Source organism: Pseudomonas sp. GQ91, from assembly GCF_059758795.1.
Genome location: NZ_JCAXED010000015.1, coordinates 37089 through 54013 on the forward strand (window position 1 = coordinate 37089; position 16925 = coordinate 54013).

The following is a 16925-nucleotide window of genomic DNA, read 5'->3' on the forward strand; positions in this document are numbered from 1 at the left end:
GCAGCAAATTGTTTGATGTCAGTACTTGAAAGGCTTCAATGAAAAACTCTTTTGGTTTCACGTGGTATCTGGCGGGGTTGAGCATGCTCGGCTATCTCGCCATGGACATGTACTTGCCGGCGTTCGGCGCCATGGGCGAGCAGTTGCAGATTTCAGCAGGCGCGGTGGGCGCCAGCTTGAGTGTGTTCCTCGCCGGTTTCGCCGTCGGGCAATTGTTGTGGGGACCGTTGTCTGACCGCCTGGGCCGCAAGCCGATCCTGCTCGCCGGTCTGAGCCTGTTTGTGCTCGGGTGCCTGGGAATGTTCTGGGTCGAGAGCACTGCGCAGCTTCTGGCGTTGCGCTTTGTGCAGGCGATTGGTGTGTGCAGTGCCGCGGTCAGTTGGCAGGCGCTGGTGATCGATCGTTATCCGGCCGACCAGGCGCATCGGGTGTTCGCCGGCATTATGCCATTGATGTCCTTGTCACCGGCGTTGGCGCCACTGTTGGGGGCGATGGTCTTGAGTCATTGGGGCTGGCAAGCGATTTTCGCGATGTTGTTGGGTGTATCGCTCCTGCTGCTGTTGCCGACGCTGTTCCTCAAGTCCACGCCGAAACGCCTGACTGCTAATGGCGAAAAGTCCAAGCTCGGCTACGGACAGTTACTCACGTCGCGGCTATTCACCGGCAACGTCATGATATTTGCCGCGTGCTCCGCCAGCTTCTTCGCCTGGTTGACGGCGTCGCCTTTTATCCTCGGAGACATGGGCTACAGCCCGAATGACATCGGGCTGAGTTATGTGTTGCCGACGTTGGCGTTTCTGGTCGGTGGCTACAGTTGCCGTAGCGCCTTGCAACGATTCCAGGGCAAGGTCCTATTGCCTTGGTTGCTGGTGGCGTACTGCATCAGCATGGTGGCGTTGTACCTGGTGGCGACCTTGACGGTGCCGACGCTCACCACTTTGCTGATTCCGTTCTGCCTGATGGCCTTGGTCAATGGCGCCAGCTATCCAATCGTGGTGGCGAATGCACTGATGCCATTTTCGGAAAACTCCGGCAAGGCCGCCGCGCTGCAGAATACCCTGCAACTGGGGTTGTGCTTTGTCAGCAGCTTGCTGGTGTCATCGATGATCGACCAGCCGCTGCCGGTTACCGTGATCGTGATGCTGGCAACCGCGCCATTGGCGGTGCTGGGTTATTGGTTGGCGCGGCCGAAACCCGACAAGTCGGCGCTGGCAACCGCTTAAAACGTCAGTTCCATGTTCACGGTTGGCGTTGAGGTGCGGCTGCCACGGCCGCCATCCACACCGAACTTGTTGTGCCAGTACTCGTAACCCACGCCGAGATACAGGTTGGGCTTGACGTTTGTTCCCGGGCGCACGGCGACCAGCAGCGCAGTGCGCATCAAGGTTTCCGGAGCGGTATCACGGGCATTGAAGTCGTGGCCCTTGTCCCCGACGTGGTTGATGAACCCCTGGAACTTCGCGGCATGGTTGCCGATCTCGAACGGTCGCATCCACGTCAAGTTGAGCATGTAGGTGTCATCGAAGGTGTGGTTTGGATCTTTTGTCCCGGGAATGCCGGAATGGTTTTTTTCCTTGTAGTACATCAGGCTCAGGTCCAACACGCCGGTGGTATTGAATTTCAAGGTCGGGCCGATCACCACCGCACGCTTTTTCGCCGACGCCAGATTGTTGTTGCGGTTGGCGTCGAAACCCAGGGTCAAGGCATAGTCCTTGATCAACCCGGTGCCCAGCGGTCTGTCGAACACCCGCGATGCATACAGCTGATGACGGTAGACGGCATAGACTTCGCTACCGCCATGATCGGTGCCTTTGCGTGGGTCGCGGCTGTCGGACAGGAACACATCGAGGTTGAGAAAGTTGCTGCCGTACTGGTAACCGCTGGCATGGGTGAAGCTGTAGATACGTTTGTTGAAGTGGTTGGGATTGTTTGGATTGGTGAACTGCTGGCCGTAGCGAAATCCCACGCTGTTGTTCATCCATTCCACCGCGACAGCCTCCCCGCCGCCGAGAAGTGTGAGGAGTACGGTTGCGCCGTGCAGTGCCTTTTTCATTGTTTTAGTTCCTTTGGCGTTTGGCTCATGGCGGCCATGCAAGGGCCGCCGGGCGCAGTATCGACACAATCAGCCTGGCGCTCAAAGAACAGAATCTCGACTGGGCCGTTGCCGAAATGGCAGCACTGAAGCTGGCTTTGAGGTCAGGAAATGCGCGGCGTCCGCGGCTGTTCTTCACGTTCGCGCAGGGCGATTTCTTCGGCGATCAAGTGAGCCATTGACCTCACCGCTGTAGGCAAATCCCGTCCCTTGCGAGCATATAAGCCCAGGTCGCTGAATATCCCGCCCTGGTCATTCAACGGAATATGCAGCAACTCACCCCTGGCCAGATCACCTTCCACGCCTATCCGCGTCTGGAACGCGACACCCAGTTGCTGGCGTACAAGCTGGCGTGCCAGCTCCATCGAATTGCTTTGCAGCAAGGGTTTATGGGCGGCTGCCGTGTGTTTGTGCAGCGGGGCGACCAAGTGATGGATCGATAACTCACTGTTGGCCTGAATCACCCCGTGCTCGGCGCAGGCGGCATAGCTGATATTGGTGTGCGAGGCCAGCGGGTGCCCGGGCGCGACCAAGGCGCCGAAACGAAAATGACCGGCGCACAACTGGCTTGTTTCTGCACTGCGGGGCAGGGCAAACGCCAACCCGAGGTCTGCCTGGCCGTTGCTCACCGCTGCCGGAATCGATTGCGAACCTTGCACCGTCACGCCGACGGTCACCGCAGGGTAACGCAGGCGCATTCGCTTGAGGACCGCGGGCAGTAATGCCACGGTTGCGCCCTCCACCGTAGCGATCTCCACGTGACCGGTTTGCACGTCGTGCAAACCTTCAAGCTCACCGCGTATCCGCTCCACATCCTGCAACACCAGAGTGACGTGACGGGTCAGGATCTCGCCGGCCGCCGTCAAGCGTAGCCCGCCGGGCAGCCGTTCGAACAGGGCGGCGCCGACTTCGTCTTCGAGTTTGAGAATCTGCCGGTTCACTGCCGATGAGGCGACATTCAGCCGGCGCGCCGCTTCACGGATCGAATGACAGCGCCGGACCATGTCGAAGTAGCAGATGGCGGGGGAATGGATACGGAGTGTGGGGTTGAGCATTTTTTTTCAGGTCCTCGAGGGCACTGCTTCAGGCCGCGGGGCGCGGCGGCTGAATGGATTTTTGTAGCCTCGATGCAGGGTATCTTGTGGAATTGATTGTATACAACTCTATGGACATCCAATCTTTCTATTGCATACAGTGAGCGCACAACAAAAACAGAGACCCCTCACCATGACTATCCCGAAGGTGTCACCGCAACGGCCAGAAGATGAGAATCTCGGCGTCGCTGCCAACATGGCCTACGGCCTGCAGCATGTGCTTACCATGTACGGTGGCATCGTGGCCGTGCCGTTGATCGTCGGTCAGGCAGCGGGTTTATCACCCGCAGACATTGGCCTGTTGATCGCTGCTTCGTTGTTCGCCGGTGGCTTGGCGACGTTGCTGCAAACCCTGGGGCTGCCGTTTTTTGGCTGCCAATTGCCTTTGGTGCAAGGTGTGTCTTTCGCCGGTGTGGCGACGATGGTGGCGATTGTCGGCAGCGAAGGGGCGGGCGGTATACCGGCGATCCTCGGGGCGGTGATAGCCGCATCGCTCATCGGTTTGTTGATCACCCCGGTGTTTTCACGCATTACCAAGTTTTTCCCGCCCTTGGTGACCGGGATTGTGATCACCACCATCGGCTTGACACTGATGCCCGTCGCCGCGCGTTGGGCCATGGGCGGCAACAGTCGTGCCGAGGATTTCGGCAGCATGTCGAACATCGGCCTGGCGGCGATTACCCTGGTACTGGTGCTGCTGCTGAGCAAGATCGGCAGTGCAACCATCTCGCGCCTGTCGATACTGCTGGCGATGGTGATCGGTACGCTGATCGCGGTGTTCCTCGGCATGGCTGACTTTTCCAGCGTGACTCAAGGACCCATGTTTGGCTTTCCCACACCGTTCCATTTCGGCATGCCGACCTTCCATGTGGCCGCAATCATCTCCATGTGCATCGTGGTGATGGTGACCTTGGTGGAGACTTCGGCGGACATCCTGGCGGTGGGCGAAATCATCGACACCAAGGTCGACTCCAGGCGTCTGGGTAATGGCCTGCGCGCGGATATGCTGTCGAGCATGTTTGCGCCGATCTTCGGCTCGTTTACCCAAAGTGCGTTTGCCCAGAACGTTGGCCTGGTGGCGGTCACCGGGGTCAAGAGCCGCTACGTGGTCGCCACGGGTGGCCTGTTCCTGGTGATCCTTGGCCTGCTGCCCTTCATGGGCCGGGTGATTGCGGCAGTACCAACTTCGGTGCTGGGCGGCGCCGGGATCGTGCTGTTCGGGACCGTCGCCGCCAGCGGCATCCGCACCTTGTCCAAGGTCGACTACCGTAACAACATGAACCTGATCATCGTGGCCACCTCTATCGGTTTCGGCATGATCCCGATCGCCGCGCCGAGCTTCTATGACCAGTTCCCTGGCTGGTTTGCCACGATCTTTCACTCGGGGATCAGCTCGTCAGCGATCATGGCGATCCTGTTGAACCTGGCGTTCAACCACTTCACTGCAGGTAATTCCGATCAACAGTCGGTGTTCGTCGCCGGTACTGAACGCAGTCTGTGCTTTCAGGATATAGCAGCACTGCGGGATGGCGATCACTTCCGGGCCGGCAAGCTGTTTGATGCCGAAGGCACGGAAATTCCGGTGGTGGCCGAGGCGCCGGCAAGGGCGCCGGTTACGGGCAGGACCGAGACCAGCGAGGTATAGGAAAACCCCGGAATATGACCTGTAGCAGCTGTCGAGCAGCCAGCTGCCACGGGTGTTCAGGCCTGGAGGCGGGTGTCTTGGCCTGTGCGGTTGTTATCGCTTGAGCAGGCCTCATCCAGAAACTTCACCACCGTCCCCATGCATGCCTGGCGTTCTTCAACGTGGGGCATATGGCTGGAGTCTTCGAACAACGCCCAGCGCACGTCACTGATCTCATCCAGGAAGGGCTTGACCACCAGCGGTGTGGCTTCGTCATGGCGACCGGAAATCACCAGGGTTGGCACTTTGATTTGCGACAGCCGGCCAATACTCTTCCAGTCCTTCAGGCTGCCAATCACATGGAACTCGGTCGGGCCGCTCATGGCGTGATACACCGTCGGGTCCGAGTCTACCTGGGCGAAGGTGCGTGCCACTTCTTCCGGCCAAGGGTTGACCCGACACACGTGCTGATCATAGAAAACCCGCGAGGCGGCGAGGTATTCCGGATCCTGGTAGGTGCCGGCCTGTTCATGCTTGAGCAGGGTTTCATGCACGCCTTCAGGCAACAGCTGGCGCAGGCGATTGGCTTCGGCGACCCAGGTGCGCATGCAGGTCGGCGAGTTGGCCGGGATAAATGCGCGCAGGCCTTTGGGTTGGCGCATCGCGTGCTCGCTGCCGAGCATGCCGCCCCAGGACTGTCCGAGAATCGCGTAGTTAGTGCTGATTTGCAGGTGATCCAGCAGGTTGTCCAGTTCTTCCAGGAACAGGTCAACCGTCCAGAACGAAGGATCGGCGTCCGGCAGGTGCGTTGAGCGGCCATTGCCCAATTGATCATAATGAATGACCGCATGCCCGCTCGCGGCGACGTCCTTGAAGGCGTCCACGTAGTCATGGGTGCAACCCGGGCCACCATGGATAATCACCAACGGTGTCTTGCCGCTACCCAGGTTGCCGGTCACGCGATACCAGGTCTGGTAGTTGCGAAAGGCCGCAAAACCTTCGTGGATCTGTTCGATGAATTCCATTTCCTGCCCTGCCATGAAAAAAATTGGTCAGGTACACGATAATCGGCATGAAAAATTTAAGTAACTAGCAAAACAGCTAGGTTTTTCCTTCGAATCAGTCGTCAAGCAGGCGGTAATGGCTGGCCCTGACGACCGCCTGCACACGGTTTTTTGCCCCCAGTTTGCGCATGGCCGAGGCCAGGTGCAGGGTGACAACGGCCAGTGAGCGGTTCAGTTGTTCGGCTATTTCTCCTGCGGTCAGGCCTTCGGTAGCCCATTTCAAACATTCACGCTCACGTTTGGTCAGGCGAATATGGGGGTACGAGCGTAGCTCTTTACTGAATAACGGGTAGGCCACTTCCTGCAACGCGTGGGTAATCAGGCTGAAATCCCCCAGCGCCTGGCGAGCATCTTGCAGTACTTTGTGGGCCTTGCCCGTGCGCAGCCCGGTCAGTGAGGCAAAGCCGCCCTTGGGCAAGTGAATGGGGACGCTGACGCCGCAGGTCATTTGCTGGTCGTGCAGGTAGATGGAGACTGGGGCGTGATGACGCGTGATGACTTTTTGCAGGGCCGTGTCGACCTTGTTTTCGTAGGACCAGACAAACGGTGACACCGTGTCGAGGGCCAGGTGCTGCACCGGATCAATCTGGTAAAACCCCGCGCTGCACCATAATGAATGCCAATCATCAGGGGTATTGCGCAGTTGCAGCACCGAGGGGGTGATCAGCGAGCCATCATGATCGATCGGTACCGGCGAATAGTCATACACCAAGGCATCAAAACCCAGTTGCTGGGCTAACACCAGGGCGTTATCCATCTGCTCGTCCAGGCTCCTGCCGGGCGTGAGATAGCCGTTAAGTGCAGATAACTTGGCCAGCATCCTTTCTGCTCCCGAATTCATTTGAATCTCGATTTACCGCAAGTAGAATGCCACGCCTCGGCGAAGGACTGCCAGACCAAACCTATAAGAATTGCTAGGTTATGGACGCGCGGCATCCTCGGTAGTGTTGGTTCGATCGGTCACTACCTGCCAGGCCGACACACAACAAGGAATGTAAACATGTGGCATGAAATTGCCCCCGACCAGCAACACAACGTACAAGTCGACGGCCACAACCTCGTGGTCTACAGCTTTGGCGCAGGCGATGAAGTGTTGCTGTGCCTCAACGGCGGCCCAGGACTGCCGTGTGACTACCTGCGCGACGCACATGGCTGGCTCAAGGATAAAGGCCTGCGAGTGGTTGCATTCGACCAGCTTGGCACGGGCGCTTCAGCCAGACCCACGGATGCTTCCTTGTGGGAAATCAGCCGTTATGTCGAAGAAGTCGAAACCGTGCGCCAAGCGCTCGACCTGGGGCGCGTTCACCTGCTGGGGCATTCATGGGGTGGTTGGCTGGGCATCGAGTACGCCATTCATTATCCTGACACCCTCAAAAGCCTGATCCTGGAAAATACCGTCGGCGATATTCCCCATCTCTCCCGGGAGTTGGAGCGCTTGCGTGGTGCGTTGGGCAGTGAAACCGTGGCAATGATGCAACGCCATGAAGCCATGGGCACGCTCGATCATCCGCAATACCAGGCGGCAATCACCTTGCTCAACTATCGCCATGTCTGCCGGCTGGACGAATGGCCGGCACCGCTCACCCGTTCCCTCGACGACTGGAACATGGGCCCTTACGAGACCATGCAAGGCCCCAACGAATTTCTCTATGTCGGCAACCTCAAGGATTGGAATCGCCTCCCGCAGATGGCTGATTTCCGCATGCCGGTATTGATCACCACCGGCCAGCACGATGAATTGACCCCCGCGTGTGCCATGCGCATGAAAATGGCGGTCAAGCATGCCGAGTTGCACGTATTTCCCAACAGCAGCCATATGCCGTTCTATGAAGAGCCCCAGGCTTACTTCCCGGTGTTGCTGGACTTCCTTGCTCGCCATCGAGGCTGACGGATGAACCTGGCGCGTTACCGATTTGTATTGAGCCGGCCGCTGCAGTTGCTGCCGGTGTTGTTGGGTATCAGCCTGATTACCTTTGTGCTGGTGCGCTCGATCCCCGGCGATCCGGCGCGAGCCTTGCTCGGCTCGCGCAGCACCCCGGACGCGCTGCTGAAAATCCGCGCCCAGTACGGTCTCGACCAACCCTTGTGGCAACAGTATTTCTACTTCCTGAAGAACTTGCTGAATGGCGATCTGGGCCAGTCGTTGCTGTACAGAGTCGACGCCCTGAAACTGATCACCACCCGCATCGAGCCAACCCTGTTTCTGGTGCTGGGCAGTGTTTTGCTGGCGCTGTTGATTGCCATCCCGCTGGCCACCCTGGCGGCGCGCAATAAAGGCGCTTGGCCGGACAATCTGATTCGCTTGTTCACCACCGTCGGCCTGGGCATGCCGGCGTTTTGGCTGGGGTTGATGCTGATCCTGTTGCTCAGTGTGCAATGGGGCTGGTTCCCGGTGTCGGGTTACGGTCGCACTTGGCTGGACAAGGCCCATCACATGGTGTTGCCCTGCCTGACCATCGCATTGGCGCTGTCGGCGGTATTGGTGCGCAACCTGCGGGCGAGCATGTTGATGGAGTTGCAGGCCGATCATGTCACCGCTGCCCGGGCGCGTGGGCTGTCGGAGCGGGAGGTGTTTCGACGTCACGTATTACCCAATTCCCTGGTGCCGGCGGTCAATCTGCTGGCCGTCAACATCGGCTGGTTGATCAGCGGGACAGTGGTGATCGAAAGCCTGTTCGCCATCCCCGGCATCGGCCAATTGCTGGTGCGCGGGATCTTCACCCGTGATTACATGGTGGTGCAGGGCGTGGCCATGGTGCTGGCCTGCGCCACGGTGGCGGTCAACTTTATCGCTGATGTGGTGACAGTGGCGCTCGACCCACGGGTAAAAATGCAATGAGCAGTCGACCGCTGATCCCCGCCTGGCGCTTGCGCCTGCGTTTCGGTTTTCGCAACGGTCGGCTGACCGCCGCTTGGGGGCTGGCGATCCTGTTGGCCTGGCTGGTGCTGGCGTTGTTTGCGCCGTGGATCGCGCCCTTTGATCCTATCGCGCAAAACACCGACATCAGTTTGACGGCCCCCAGCCTTGCCCATCCATTCGGTACCGACAATTACGGCCGCGATATTCTGTCCAGGGTGATCTGGGGCGCGCGTATCGATCTGCAACTGGCCATCCTCGGGGTGATCTTTCCATTTGTGATCGGCACCGTGGTGGGCGCGGTGTCCGGCTATATCGGCGGGCGTTTCGACAGTTTCTGCATGCGCGTGATCGACGTGATCCTGGCCTTTCCGTTTCTGGTGCTGATGCTGGCGATCATGGCCATCCTTGGGCCGGGTCTGAAGAGCTTTTATATCGCCATGGCGCTGGTGGGCTGGGTGTCTTACGCACGGTTGATTCGCTCGCAGATCCTGGTGCTCAAGGAAAGCGATTTTGCGCTGGCGGCCAAAAGCCTTGGGTTTGGCCACGTACGCATTCTGTTTCGGCATTTGTTGCCCAATGCTTTGTTCGGCTCGATCGTGTTTTCCATGTCCGACGCGGTACTGGTATTGCTCAACGGCGCTGCGGTCAGTTACCTGGGCCTGGGCGTGCAACCACCGACGGCCGAGTGGGGCACGATGGTCGCCGAGGGCCAAGCCTTCATCACCACTGCCTGGTGGATCTGCACCTTTCCCGGCTTGGCTATCGTCACCCTGGCCATGGGCTTCAGTCTGCTGGCCGACGGCGTCGCGCATGTGCTGGGGGACCGCTCATGAGTCTGCTGCAGGTGCGCGAGTTGAGCGTCATTGCGCAAAACGCTGGTCACGATGTGACCTTGGTGGACCGCGTGTCCTTTGACCTGGCCGAAGGGGAAATCCTCGGGCTGGTGGGAGAGAGCGGTTCGGGCAAGACCATGGCGTGCCGGGGGGTGATGCGCCTGCTCCCGTCACCCAACCTGCGCGTGCACGGCAGCGCAGTGCGCCTCGCCGGGCAGGATCTGTTGGGCCTGGATGACGCCGGTATGCGCAAGGTGCGGGGTGGGCGACTGGGGATGATTTTCCAGAACCCCAGCAGCCACCTCGATCCGTTGATGCGCATTGGCGAGCAGATCGCCGAGGGCATTCGGCTGCATCAGGGCGCCTCGAAACGTGACGCGCGCCTGCAAGCCATCGAAGTGCTGCGCCAGGTCGGCATTCCCGATCCCGGCCAGCGGGTTGACAACTATCCCCATGAATTTTCCGGCGGCATGCGCCAGCGAGCGATGATCGCCGTGGCCCTCGGTTGCAACCCCCAGGTGCTGATCGCCGATGAGCCGACCACCGCGCTGGACGTCACGGTGCAGGCGCAAATCCTGCGCCTGCTCCTCGATTTGCGCGATCGTCGGGGCCTGTCGATCATCATGATCACCCACGATCTCGGCGTGGTGGCGCAGACCTGTGATTCGATTGCGGTGATGTACGCCGGGCGACTCTGTGAACACGGCAGCAAGTACGAGCTGCTGGCCCGTCCACAGCATCCGTATACGGCCGGACTGATCGACTGTCAGCCCGCCACCAGCAGCGGTCATGCGCTGCTGCGCACCATCGCCGGGCAGCCGCCGTTGCTTGATGCGTTACCCGACGGGTGCCGTTTCAATCCGCGTTGCCCGCATCTCGGGGCGTTGTGCTCCGAGCAACTGCCGGAACTGACTGGCGTCGGTCCACGCGTGGCCTGCCACTATCCACTGGGAGACCGCCGATGACCCTGTTGCAGGTAAAGGACCTCGAGGTGCGTTTTGCGGCTGTCGGCAGCGGTCTGTTCGGGCTCAATAAACAATGGGTGAGGGCGGTCAATGGCGTCTCCCTGACCCTGGCCGCCGGGCAAACCCTGGGCCTGGTAGGCGAGTCGGGCAGCGGTAAAAGCACGCTGGGTCGAGCGATTCTGCACCTCAATCCCATCAGTGCCGGGCAGGTGTTGTTCGACGGAGGCCCGGTCGATATTGCCCGCTTGCGCCACGAGACGGCGATGATTTTCCAGGATCCCTATGCCGCCCTGAACCCACGCTTGAGCATCGGTCAGACCCTTGCCGAAGTGTTGCAGGTGCAGCGCAAGGTGGCGCCGCAACAGATACCGCAGCGGGTGAATGAATTGCTCGAGCTGGTCGGCCTGCGTCCGGAATTGGCCGGGCGCAAACCGGGCTCCCTGAGCGGTGGCCAGTGTCAGCGGGTGGGCATCGCCCGGGCGTTGGCGGTGGAGCCGCGGCTGATCATCGCCGATGAATGTGTGGCCGCCCTGGATGTGTCGATTCAGGGCCAGATCATCAACCTGCTGCTGGCGCTGCAGGCGCGGATGAACCTGGCGATTCTGTTTATCGCCCATGACCTGGCCATCGTCCGGCGCCTGTGTGACCGGGTGGCGGTGATGTACCTGGGCAAGATTGTCGAGGAGGGGCCGGTGGAGGCGGTCTTCACGGCGCCGCGTCATCCGTACACCGCCGCGCTGATCCAGGCGATCCCGGAAATTGATCCGCACCGGCCGTTGTCTGGCGAACCCTTGCCCGGCGAGCCGCCGAGCCCGCTGAATTTGCCGACAGGTTGCGCCTTCCACCCCCGATGCCGGCACGCTCGTGAGACATGTCGCGAGCAATTACCGCCGACCCATTTTCTGCAAGATCATCGTTACAGTTGTGTGCTTGAACAATCGCCATTCATTGACAAGGAGTTATGACATGCAATCCCGCCACTTGAAGTTGCTCGCCGCCGCCACGCTCACCGCGTGGTCGTTGACCGCTGGTTTGGCTCAGGCTGCTGGCGTGTTGACCATCGGTTGCCGTGAAGACAGCACTACGTTTGATCCGATCAAAAGCGCGCAAAACCGCGATACCTGGGTGTTCGCCAACGTCTACGACACCCTGGTGCGGGTGGATAACCTGGGCACCAAGCTCGTGCCGGGCCTGGCTGAAAGTTGGGAGGTCTCCAAGGACGGCCTGACCTACACCTTCAAACTGCGTGCGGCCAAGTTCTCCGATGGCTCGCCGATCACGGCGGATGATGCGGTATTCAGCCTGTTGCGCATTCGCGACAACAAGGCTTCGTTGTGGAGTGACTCGTTCAAGCTGATCGATACCGCCCAGGCGGCCGATCCGCAGACCTTGGTGGTCACTTTGAAAACCCCATCGGTGCCGTTCCTTTCGCAGGTGGCGTCACCGACCGTGTCGATCCTGTCACAAAAGGCCATGGAGAAAATGGGCGAGGATGCCTACTCCGAGAACCCGGTGACGTCCGGTGCGTTCACGGTTGACGAGTGGCTCAAGGGCGATCGGGTGATCCTGCAGAAAAACCCCAACTTCTGGCAGGCCAAGAGCGTAAGCCTGGACGGTGTGGAATGGGTTTCCGTAACCGATGACAACACCCGTATGCGCATGGTCCAGAACAACGAGCTGGATACCGCGATCTTCGTACCGTTCTCCCGCGTCGAGGAACTGAAGAAAGACCAGAACGTGGTGATTCACTCCGACCCGTCCACCCGTGAAGATCACCTGTTGATCAACCATTCCCACGGATTACTGGCCAAGCCTGAAGTGCGTCAGGCGCTGGACATGGCAATCGATAAGAAGTCGTTGGTGAAAACTGCCACCTTCGGCCAGGGCGAAGTGGCGTATTCCTACATTCCGAAAGGCTCACTGTTTCACTATGCCGACAATCTGCAGCGTCCTTATGATCCGGCTGCGGCCAAGAAGCTGCTGGCCGATGCGGGTGCCAAGGACTTGAAGCTCAACTACGTGGTCAACGCCGGCAACGAGGCGGATGAGCAGATAGCGGTGATGATCAAGGACCAGCTGTCGAAGGTCGGGGTTACTGCCAACCTGCAGAAGGTCGACCCGACCCAAAGCTGGCAGATGCTGGTGGACGGCGAGTACGACCTGTCGGTGATGTACTGGACCAACGACATTCTCGACCCGGACCAGAAGACCACTTTTGTCCTGGGCCACGATACCAACCAGAACTACATGACCCGCTACACCAACGACAAGGTCAAGGACCTGGTCGCCGCGGCGCGGATCGAGGCTGATCCGGTCAAGCGTGAGCAAATGTATGTCGACCTGCAGAAAATGGCCAAGCAGGACGTGAACTGGATCGATCTGTACTACAGCCCTTATATCAACATCTCACGCAAGAACGTCAGCAACTTCCTGCAAAACCCGATGGGGCGCTTTACCCTTGAGGAAGTGGTGAAGAACTGACACCCGGAGAGCGACATCGACCTCCACTTATGGGCATAGGTATCTACACAACTTTCAGAAACTGACGACATCCCCTGTGGCGAGCGGGCTTGTCCCGCGTTGGGCTGCGAAGCAGCCCCAAAACCAGCCGCTACGGAGTATCTGATACACCGCATTCGGCTTACTGGGGCTGCTTCGCAGCCCAACGCGGGACAAGCCCGCTCGCCAACAGCGCTATCTGCTGCTTGGGGCAAAATTGTGTAGGTACCTATGCTTATGGGAGCGGGGCGAGCTCGCTCCTATCCTATAAGTGGACCAACTGCCTGGAAATTCACCCAAGCCTGCTCAGTGCTTGACTTGTCCTTTTTAATCAGTAACATACGACGTATTCCGCGATAGCTCAGTTGGTAGAGCAAATGACTGTTAATCATTGGGTCCCTGGTTCGAGTCCAGGTCGTGGAGCCAGATAAAGAAAAGCCTGCAGAGATGCAGGCTTTTTTTTGCCTTGAATTTCACCCACTGATCCGGCAGAGCGGTTTATTTGGTGCAAGTAAGCCGCGAATATGTCGGCGGATCCAGCAGAATCCCCGGGGTCATGAACGTCGAGCAGTTGAAGACGCGGCCCTTGGCGGTAGTCGCCTTGTACGTCAACTGCGTACCGCCGAGAAAGTCCTCTTTCCCTTTCGTGACCGGGCCCATTGTCAGCTCATCCGTCGAGGCCAGGCCAATTGCTTCAGCGGTGACCTTGTGCATTTGCAAGACGTTGGGATTGGTCGAGCAGCCTGCCAGCGCACCTGCCAGAAGCAGCACAGCGGGGGCAAGCATAGAGGTTTTGTTCATACCATATCTTCCTTAATCGTATTTCTCATGAGTTCCCGGCGGTTGGAATCGCCCACGCTTGAGAGAACGTTTAAATCAAGGGGGTTTAAGTCACCCGCCTGATCTGGCTAACTAACTGGAGAAATTTATTTCAGCATGGCTTTCAGGGTGGGCATATAGGTCAGATGTGCTATAGGCGTTTACAGTCCTATACGTTTCCCTTCGTCATGACCCAGTGCCTCAGGAGTAAAAGCATGACCGATTATCTTCCGCCAAGGATCTGGACCTGGAACACCGGGAATGGCGGGCAATTCGCCAATATCAACCGGCCTGTCGCGGGCGCGACCCATGAAAAAGACCTGCCGGTGGGCGATCATCCCCTGCAGTTGTATTCCCTGGCCACGCCCAATGGCCAGAAGGTCACGATCATGTTGGAAGAGCTGTTGGCCCTTGGGCACGCCGGCGCGGAATACGATGCCTGGCTGATCAAAATTGGTGAAGGCGATCAGTTCTCCAGCGGCTTTGTCGCGGTCAACCCCAACTCGAAAATACCGGCGCTGATGGATCGCAGTGGGGCAAAACCGATCCGGATTTTCGAGTCCGGGGCGATTCTGCAATACCTGGCCGAGAAGTTCGGCGCGTTCTTGCCGACGGAGCCTGGGGCCAGAGCTGAGTGTCTGTCGTGGCTGTTCTGGCAGATGGGCAGCGCGCCCTACCTGGGCGGCGGGTTTGGGCATTTCTACGCCTACGCGCCGACTAAAATCGAGTACGCCATCGACCGTTTCGCGATGGAAGCCAAGCGTCAGCTCGATGTATTGGACCGACAACTGGCGCAAAGTCGATACATCGCCGGTGATGAGTACACCATTGCCGATATCGCGATCTGGCCGTGGTATGGCGCCCTGGTGAAAAGTCGTTTGTACGATGCCGGCGAATTTCTATCGGTGCAGGACTACAAGAACGTGATGCGCTGGGCCGACGCCATCGACGCACGGCCCGCGGTCCAGCGCGGACGGATCGTCAATCGCGTGTGGGGAGAGCCTGCCGAGCAGTTGCCGGAACGGCATGCTGCGGGCGATTTCGACGGTCGTGGAATCGACTGATGTGCTCAATGGCCGGGATTTTCAGTCGCCGACTGATCCCAGGCCAGCATGATGTGCGAGATAGCGGCATCAATGAGGTCATGCCTCACGCCATCCCGAGCAAGGATCGAAATACCCTGCAGGAAACTGTCGAACACCACCGCCAAGGCATGGGCGTTGGCGGGGAGCGCCCCGGCGGCCATGCCGCGTTCGACACACGCCACGATTCCGGCACGCGTACGCGCTCGCGACGCAGTCAGGGCGGCACTCACATGGGCATTTTCCGGGGAAGGCGCACTCATCACGCCTAACGCCACCATGCAGCCTTTGGGGTGGCCGTCCTCGCACTGCATGCGTGCCGACTGGCGCAAGGCGGTTTCAATCGCTTGGCGGGGCGGCAGCTGTTCATCCCACAGGCATTCGGTGACCTGGGCAAACGTGCCCAGGTAACGCTGCACGCATTCCTGGAAGAGCGCGTCCTTGGAACCGAAGGCCGCATAAAAACTCGGCGCGGAAATTCCGCCGCCCAAGCTCGCCTTCAAGTGACTCAACGACGTGGCATCGTAACCATGCTCCCAGAACAGGTGCAACGCCTGTTCGATGGCTTGATCGCGGTCGAAGCTGCGGGGGCGGCCCATCTGCGCCATGACAAATTCCTCTGAGTGATGACTTAAATACTATTCGATACATAAGTCGTTGACAACGTAAGCGTGCCTCCGTCAACATTTGTACCAATCGGTATTTAACTCGTCCTTCAGCCACTCAACTCAGGAACGCTCACTGTGAATCCTTCCCGTTCTGCCTCGGCCGCTGCCGCTGCCGAGCCTGACCGTTTACCCATCGGTGCCTTGCTGGCCCTGGCGATGACAGGCTTTATCTGCATCATCACTGAAACCCTGCCGGCAGGCCTGTTGCCGCAGATCAGCGCGGGCTTGGCGATTTCCCCCTCGTTGACCGGCCAGATGGTCACGGCCTACGCGCTGGGATCGATGCTGGCGGTGATCCCGCTGACGATTGCGACGCAAGGCTGGCGCCGACGTAACGTGCTGTTGCTGACCATTGTCGGTTTCCTGCTGTTCAATTCGATCACCGCCTGGTCATCTCACTACGCAGTCACACTGGTTGCACGCTTTTTCGCCGGGGTGGCGGCAGGCCTGGCGTGGAGCCTGTTGGCCGGGTATGCCCGGCGCATGGTGGCCCCGGAACAGCAGGGCAAGGCGTTGGCGCTGGCCATGGTCGGCACGCCGATTGCGCTGTCACTTGGCGTGCCGCTCGGCACTTGGCTGGGCGGGGTGGTTGGTTGGCGTACGGCGTTCGGTATCATTTCGCTGATGACGCTGTTGTTGATCGTCTGGGTATTGCTCAAGGTGCCGGATTATCCCGGACAAGCTGCCCACCAACGCTTGCCATTACGCCAAGTGTTGACGACCCCTGGCGTGCGCCCGGTGTTGGCGGTAGTGATTACCTGGATGCTGGCACACAACATTCTCTATACCTACATCGCGCCCTTTGTCGCGCCTGCCGGACTGCTGGGGCGAGTGGATGTGGTGCTGCTGGTGTTTGGCATCGCCGCATTGGCCGGGATCTGGATCACCGCCAAACGGGTCGAGCCGCTGTTACGCAAGACGGTGCTGGTCAGCCTGGCGGCCTTTGCGGCGACCTGCCTGATATTTGGCCTGTTGGCCAAGGTGCCGCAGGTGATCTATGTCGGCGTGGCGGTCTGGGGGCTGAGCTTCGGCGGTGCCGCCACCTTGCTGCAAACGGCCTTGGCGGATGCCGCGGGTGATGGGGCGGATGTGGCGCTGTCGCTCAACGTGGTGGCCTGGAACTGTGCAATCGCCGGCAGTGGCGTGGCAGGCGGAGTGCTGCTGGATACATGGGGTGTGGCGTCGTTCCCGTGGGCGATGCTGGTGTTGCTGGTGATCGGGTTTGCCATTGCCTGGTCGGCGCGCACCCATGGGTTCAAACCGGGAAAACGCACCCTGGACAAACCCGTCGTCGCTCATTGAAAAACGGCGGGCCCGGTGTCGCA

The 16925-nt window shown here is 59.5% G+C and carries 16 protein-coding genes and 1 tRNA gene; 11 read left to right on the top strand and 6 right to left on the bottom strand.

What is annotated here, in order from left to right; genetic code table 11:
- Positions 1–38: 38 nt before the first annotated feature.
- Positions 39–1223, top strand: a complete 1185-nt coding sequence (gene punC / locus AC6CIA_RS21175) for a purine nucleoside transporter PunC (RefSeq protein WP_498314838.1) — start codon at positions 39–41, stop codon at positions 1221–1223.
- Here the strand turns inward: punC and AC6CIA_RS21180 are convergent.
- Both AC6CIA_RS21180 and AC6CIA_RS21185 read right to left on the bottom strand, forming a co-directional pair.
- Entirely contained in the window at positions 1220–2053 is an 834-nt protein-coding gene (locus tag AC6CIA_RS21180) for a nucleoside-binding protein (RefSeq protein ID WP_498314840.1), read from the bottom strand. The two genes, punC and AC6CIA_RS21180, sit on opposite strands and share 4 nt — an antisense overlap.
- Positions 2054–2196: 143 nt before the next feature.
- Positions 2197–3147, bottom strand: a complete 951-nt coding sequence (locus AC6CIA_RS21185; protein WP_498314842.1) for a LysR family transcriptional regulator — start codon at positions 3145–3147, stop codon at positions 2197–2199.
- Between the two features lie 172 nt (positions 3148–3319).
- Here AC6CIA_RS21185 and AC6CIA_RS21190 point away from each other — a divergent pair, with 172 nt between their 5' ends.
- On the top strand, positions 3320–4831 hold the full coding sequence (locus AC6CIA_RS21190; protein ID WP_498314844.1) for a nucleobase:cation symporter-2 family protein: 1512 nt from the start codon (positions 3320–3322) through the stop codon (positions 4829–4831).
- Positions 4832–4887: 56 nt separating this feature from the next.
- Here AC6CIA_RS21190 and AC6CIA_RS21195 read toward each other — a convergent pair whose 3' ends face one another.
- Positions 4888–5835: a proline iminopeptidase-family hydrolase gene (locus AC6CIA_RS21195; protein ID WP_498314846.1), complete on the bottom strand. Its 948-nt coding sequence runs from the start codon at positions 5833–5835 to the stop codon at positions 4888–4890.
- A 94-nt stretch (positions 5836–5929) separates the two neighbouring features.
- The gene (locus AC6CIA_RS21200; protein ID WP_498314848.1) at positions 5930–6694 is read right to left on the bottom strand and encodes a LuxR family transcriptional regulator; all 765 of its coding nucleotides are present in this window, start codon (positions 6692–6694) and stop codon (positions 5930–5932) included.
- Positions 6695–6874: 180 nt separating this feature from the next.
- Between AC6CIA_RS21200 and AC6CIA_RS21205 the strand changes: the two genes are divergently transcribed.
- From AC6CIA_RS21205 to AC6CIA_RS21235, 7 genes are all read left to right on the top strand, one after another.
- Positions 6875–7762: a proline iminopeptidase-family hydrolase gene (locus tag AC6CIA_RS21205; RefSeq protein WP_498314850.1), complete on the top strand. Its 888-nt coding sequence runs from the start codon at positions 6875–6877 to the stop codon at positions 7760–7762.
- A 3-nt stretch (positions 7763–7765) separates the two neighbouring features.
- Complete coding sequence (locus tag AC6CIA_RS21210; protein ID WP_498314852.1) at positions 7766–8713, top strand: ABC transporter permease; 948 nt, start codon at positions 7766–7768, stop codon at positions 8711–8713.
- Positions 8710–9567 (top strand): ABC transporter permease, encoded by an 858-nt coding sequence (locus tag AC6CIA_RS21215; RefSeq protein WP_498314854.1) that lies wholly within the window; start codon positions 8710–8712, stop codon positions 9565–9567. Before AC6CIA_RS21210 ends, AC6CIA_RS21215 begins: the two co-directional genes overlap by 4 nt.
- Positions 9564–10532: an ABC transporter ATP-binding protein gene (locus tag AC6CIA_RS21220; protein ID WP_498314856.1), complete on the top strand. Its 969-nt coding sequence runs from the start codon at positions 9564–9566 to the stop codon at positions 10530–10532. The genes AC6CIA_RS21215 and AC6CIA_RS21220 overlap by 4 nt, the downstream gene beginning before the upstream one ends.
- On the top strand, positions 10529–11497 hold the full coding sequence (locus AC6CIA_RS21225; RefSeq protein WP_498314858.1) for an ABC transporter ATP-binding protein: 969 nt from the start codon (positions 10529–10531) through the stop codon (positions 11495–11497). The genes AC6CIA_RS21220 and AC6CIA_RS21225 overlap by 4 nt, the downstream gene beginning before the upstream one ends.
- Before the next feature lies 1 nt (position 11498).
- Entirely contained in the window at positions 11499–13013 is a 1515-nt protein-coding gene (locus AC6CIA_RS21230; RefSeq protein WP_498314860.1) for an ABC transporter substrate-binding protein, read from the top strand.
- Positions 13014–13381: 368 nt separating this feature from the next.
- Positions 13382–13457: transfer RNA gene (locus AC6CIA_RS21235), tRNA-Asn, on the top strand.
- 72 nt (positions 13458–13529) lie between these two features.
- Here AC6CIA_RS21235 and AC6CIA_RS21240 read toward each other — a convergent pair.
- On the bottom strand, positions 13530–13832 hold the full coding sequence (locus tag AC6CIA_RS21240) for a hypothetical protein (RefSeq protein ID WP_339530388.1): 303 nt from the start codon (positions 13830–13832) through the stop codon (positions 13530–13532).
- 233 nt (positions 13833–14065) lie between these two features.
- On the opposite strand from AC6CIA_RS21240, the gene yghU reads away from it, so the two are divergent.
- Entirely contained in the window at positions 14066–14914 is an 849-nt protein-coding gene (gene yghU / locus AC6CIA_RS21245; protein ID WP_498314862.1) for a glutathione-dependent disulfide-bond oxidoreductase, read from the top strand.
- A gap of 5 nt (positions 14915–14919) precedes the next feature.
- Here yghU and AC6CIA_RS21250 read toward each other — a convergent pair whose 3' ends face one another.
- The gene (locus AC6CIA_RS21250; protein WP_498314864.1) at positions 14920–15540 is read right to left on the bottom strand and encodes a TetR/AcrR family transcriptional regulator; all 621 of its coding nucleotides are present in this window, start codon (positions 15538–15540) and stop codon (positions 14920–14922) included.
- 216 nt (positions 15541–15756) lie between these two features.
- Between AC6CIA_RS21250 and AC6CIA_RS21255 the strand changes: the two genes are divergently transcribed.
- Positions 15757–16902 carry an MFS transporter gene (locus AC6CIA_RS21255; protein WP_498315024.1) on the top strand — a complete coding sequence of 382 codons (1146 nt, stop codon included), beginning with the start codon at positions 15757–15759 and terminating at the stop codon, positions 16900–16902.
- Positions 16903–16925 lie beyond the last annotated feature (23 nt).

Bases quoted from the DNA above. Each gene is read 5' to 3' on its own strand.
- punC (WP_498314838.1), top strand. From the start codon at position 39: ATGAAAAACTCTTTTGGTTTCACGTGGTATCTGGCGGGGTTGAGCATG.
- AC6CIA_RS21180 (WP_498314840.1), bottom strand. From the start codon at position 2,053: ATGAAAAAGGCACTGCACGGCGCAACCGTACTCCTCACACTTCTCGGC.
- AC6CIA_RS21185 (WP_498314842.1), bottom strand. From the start codon at position 3,147: ATGCTCAACCCCACACTCCGTATCCATTCCCCCGCCATCTGCTACTTC.
- AC6CIA_RS21190 (WP_498314844.1), top strand. From the start codon at position 3,320: ATGACTATCCCGAAGGTGTCACCGCAACGGCCAGAAGATGAGAATCTC.
- AC6CIA_RS21195 (WP_498314846.1), bottom strand. From the start codon at position 5,835: ATGGAATTCATCGAACAGATCCACGAAGGTTTTGCGGCCTTTCGCAAC.
- AC6CIA_RS21200 (WP_498314848.1), bottom strand. From the start codon at position 6,694: ATGCTGGCCAAGTTATCTGCACTTAACGGCTATCTCACGCCCGGCAGG.
- AC6CIA_RS21205 (WP_498314850.1), top strand. From the start codon at position 6,875: ATGTGGCATGAAATTGCCCCCGACCAGCAACACAACGTACAAGTCGAC.
- AC6CIA_RS21210 (WP_498314852.1), top strand. From the start codon at position 7,766: ATGAACCTGGCGCGTTACCGATTTGTATTGAGCCGGCCGCTGCAGTTG.
- AC6CIA_RS21215 (WP_498314854.1), top strand. From the start codon at position 8,710: ATGAGCAGTCGACCGCTGATCCCCGCCTGGCGCTTGCGCCTGCGTTTC.
- AC6CIA_RS21220 (WP_498314856.1), top strand. From the start codon at position 9,564: ATGAGTCTGCTGCAGGTGCGCGAGTTGAGCGTCATTGCGCAAAACGCT.
- AC6CIA_RS21225 (WP_498314858.1), top strand. From the start codon at position 10,529: ATGACCCTGTTGCAGGTAAAGGACCTCGAGGTGCGTTTTGCGGCTGTC.
- AC6CIA_RS21230 (WP_498314860.1), top strand. From the start codon at position 11,499: ATGCAATCCCGCCACTTGAAGTTGCTCGCCGCCGCCACGCTCACCGCG.
- AC6CIA_RS21240 (WP_339530388.1), bottom strand. From the start codon at position 13,832: ATGAACAAAACCTCTATGCTTGCCCCCGCTGTGCTGCTTCTGGCAGGT.
- yghU (WP_498314862.1), top strand. From the start codon at position 14,066: ATGACCGATTATCTTCCGCCAAGGATCTGGACCTGGAACACCGGGAAT.
- AC6CIA_RS21250 (WP_498314864.1), bottom strand. From the start codon at position 15,540: ATGGCGCAGATGGGCCGCCCCCGCAGCTTCGACCGCGATCAAGCCATC.
- AC6CIA_RS21255 (WP_498315024.1), top strand. From the start codon at position 15,757: ATGACAGGCTTTATCTGCATCATCACTGAAACCCTGCCGGCAGGCCTG.